Source organism: Protofrankia sp. Cr1 (assembly GCF_963555865.1).
Lineage (GTDB): Bacteria > Actinomycetota > Actinomycetes > Frankiales > Frankiaceae > Protofrankia.
The window spans coordinates 14,836-17,816 of sequence record NZ_CAUVXO010000008.1 but is presented as its reverse complement, the minus strand read 5'-3'; the positions used below and the strand labels follow the sequence as shown (position 1 = coordinate 17,816).

Sequence of the window (2,981 nt, the reverse complement as noted above, 5' to 3'; positions counted from 1 at the left end):
CGGCCCGACCGGCACCGTCACCGTCGCCTTCCAGGGCCACTACTCCCGTTTCGTCGACATGGCCAGCTGACCTGCGGGAGGACTGGACGGTGACGCTGACCGAGGCGGGGTTCGACGCCACCAGCCCGACGGCGTGGCTGGCCGAAGGGCTGTTCCTTTACCTCACCGCCGGCGCCGCATCCCAACTCCTGCTACATGGGGACCTCAGCTACGTCCGCGTCATGGAGCAGGTCGAGATCCTCGACGTACAGGCCGAGCGCCTCCGACGCCTGTAGCCCGGTGGTAGCGATCAGAGTGAACAGGACCCGGTCCCGGAGCGAGAACATGGGGTTCACCACATGCGCTGTCCTGCCGCAGAGAGGGGCACGGACCGGCCTGCTGCCGCGGCGGAGACCGCGAGCGTGCGGTTCGATCGTTCAGTGAGCAAACGAGCAGCTGCCGTCGACTGGCTGTTCCGTAGTCGCGCTACGGGTCGGATCACGATCGCGCAGGTGCCGAATCTCCCGCTGCTCCTCTGGGCAGGCCTCACCGTTGTCAGATGGCTCCTCCATCCACGCGGCAGCCAGATGATCGCGCTGAACATTGCGGCGGGAGGCACCATCGTCGTGTGGGCGGGCGACGAGATCATTCGTGGCGTCAACCCGTGGCGTCGGCTACTCGGCGGTGGAGTGCTCGCGGTGGTCGCTGTCTCCTGGTGGGCCGGATCCTGATCGAACTCGACTCCCGTCAGCGGAAGTATCCGGGACATGCACGGACCCCATGCCGGTGACCGGACGGCGTGACCCAGCTCGCCGAGCACGACACCATCCACCTTGCCGATGGGCCTCGGCCCGCCGTCGTCGTCGGGCTGAACCTGACGGCCAGAAAATAGCCGCCTACGGCACGGCCGGGGTTCCCAGGAGCACTGCCCTCGGCACCCGGACCACAGGCCCACCGGCATCAACCATCCACATACGGTGACAGTCGGACAGCGGAACTGGCGCTCGGTAACCGCCGCCCACCCCTTCTTCCCGGGAATCAGGATGGAGCATGCGGGGCGCTGGCTGGTCCCACAGCAATCGTGTGACGGTCCGTCGTATGGTGTGTGACATGCCGAACCTGAACGTGTCGGTGCGGGCCGCGACCCTCGAGCAGGCCCGCGCCGCGGCCGCCGTCGCTGGGATGACGCTGTCGGCGTGGGTAGACAAGACGCTGGCCGAGTCGATCTTGGACCGCCCGGTTCGCCCACCAGCAGCAGCGCAACGCCGCCCTGGGACTCACCCCGGACTACCTGACGGCCGAGTACGCCCGGCTGGAGGAACTGCGGCGTGCGGCAGGGTGAGGTGTGGGCGCGCGCCGACACCCCCGCCTACGCTCTGATCGTCTCCGCCGGCATGTACAACAACGCCGGTACCGGACGGGTGATCGTCTGCCCGGTCATCCCCGGCGACCCGCTGCCGCACGACGACTACGCCGCCGACGCCGGCATCACCGACCCGCTCCCCGGCACCGTGCTACCCGCACTGGTCGCCTGGGTGCCGACGCAAAGTCCGGTCCCACCTGACATCGCGGTCACGGGCTTCCTGTTCTTCCGGGGTGGCTGAGGAAGATCCCAGATCGCCCGGGAGTCGGTCCTGGTAGGCACGACAGGACACCGGTACGGCTCCCGGGCGATCCAGCCCCATTTCTTGATCGACACTCCTGTTGTCGGGCGCTCTGAACTATGGAGTGGCAGTCCCGGAGGTCCGATCGCCCGCCTCGACCCGCGCGGTGCGGACCGCATCCTGAACGACGGCTGGGCTGCAGCCAAGCTCTGCGGCGATCTGTCGGATGGACATGCCGGCACGGTGCGCATCCAGAATGGCCGCACGGCGGGCGCGGGCACTTGTAAGCATCCGCTGGCGCGCCGCTTCGGTGTCTGTCGCGTGCTGCCGAGCCGTGGCCAAAGCGGCGGCGATGTGGGACTGCGATTCCTGACCGGTCGAGCGTTCGTCGGCGAGTGTTTCGACGATCTCGGTGAGGAGGTACTGGACCTTCGGGTCCACCGGCCGTCCCCGGTACATGCTCTCCAGCAGGTCGAGCCCCTGGTCGACGGTGGTGAAGCCCACCTGCCGGTAGAGGAATGCGATGTCGTCGGCATCGGTCTCGACTCGGGACGCGAGGAGTTTCATGGCAAGCAGGTAACGTGGTGATGCGACATCGACGGTAAGAGCGCCGCCGTCGTAGTACCGCTTGGCGTCCGGGTCGGGTCCTGGCAGGAAGCCCTTCACCGCGTCGTTCAGCCAGTCCTTCGCCAGGTCCCGCCGCTGGGCGACGGCCTCTGCGGCCTGGCGGACAACGTCTGTCGGGACGAAGACGGCGTCGAGGTCCCGGGTTGACCGGCCCACGTCGTAGGCGAGCGCGAGTGCTGCGCCTCCGACCAGGAAGACGTCGGCATGGACGTCACGGCGGTGAAGCTCGTCATTCAGTTCGTCCAGCAGGGTGATGATTTCGTCGCGACCCAGTCCGACGCTCATGCCCGATTAAGCGCTCCGTCCGTGATGAACACTCCCCGTTTCCGGAAGGACAAGGGCGACTCGACGAGCGCACGAGGCTGCATTCCCCGCAACGCTGTGACGAACCACCACGGTTCGGCCTCGCGCTGTGGATCATGGACCCACCCGGGTGGCCGCCAGGCATCACGCCGAGCAAGATGCTCGGCCAGAGCGGCCAACGCGCCATCCACCCGCTGATCGCCGCTGGGGCGGGGAGGTGCCGCCCATATGGCTGCGGCGGCTTCAGTTCCGCTGTGCCGCAGGACGCTGGTGTAATCGTCGAGCAGCTGGAGCACAGCGTGCCGCCAGACGCTCAGTAGTGGGTATTTGTTACTTATCATGGCCGCCGCGATGGCCGCCGCGTCATCAACCGTACGAAACGAACGGTTCGGAGCCATGGCTGTATGGTACCCCCATACAGCGTCCGGTGCAGGTGTCGGCGGCTGTCGACCGAACGTGGGCTGTCGA

4 protein-coding genes and 1 pseudogene are annotated in these 2,981 nt (G+C 67.4%); 3 read left to right on the top strand and 2 right to left on the bottom strand.

Annotated elements, in window-relative coordinates; all coding sequences use genetic code 11:
• Positions 1-65 precede the first annotated feature (65 nt).
• From U9980_RS01920 to U9980_RS01910, 3 genes and pseudogenes are all read left to right on the top strand, one after another.
• Positions 66-275: pseudogene (locus tag U9980_RS01920) on the top strand (class I SAM-dependent methyltransferase); the annotation flags it as partial.
• A gap of 144 nt (positions 276-419) precedes the next feature.
• Positions 420-710, top strand: a complete 291-nt coding sequence (locus U9980_RS01915) for a hypothetical protein (RefSeq protein WP_322766425.1) — start codon at positions 420-422, stop codon at positions 708-710.
• A 597-nt stretch (positions 711-1,307) separates the two neighbouring features.
• Positions 1,308-1,583, top strand: coding sequence for a hypothetical protein (locus U9980_RS01910; protein ID WP_322766424.1), 276 nt, complete (start codon positions 1,308-1,310; stop codon positions 1,581-1,583).
• Positions 1,584-1,700: 117 nt separating this feature from the next.
• On the opposite strand, the gene U9980_RS01905 is transcribed toward U9980_RS01910, so the two are convergent.
• Positions 1,701-2,495 carry a helix-turn-helix domain-containing protein gene (locus U9980_RS01905; RefSeq protein WP_322766423.1) on the bottom strand — a complete coding sequence of 265 codons (795 nt, stop codon included), beginning with the start codon at positions 2,493-2,495 and terminating at the stop codon, positions 1,701-1,703.
• Positions 2,492-2,911, bottom strand: coding sequence for a hypothetical protein (locus U9980_RS01900; RefSeq protein WP_322766422.1), 420 nt, complete (start codon positions 2,909-2,911; stop codon positions 2,492-2,494). Before U9980_RS01900 ends, U9980_RS01905 begins: the two co-directional genes overlap by 4 nt.
• Between the last annotated feature and the right edge of the window lie 70 nt (positions 2,912-2,981).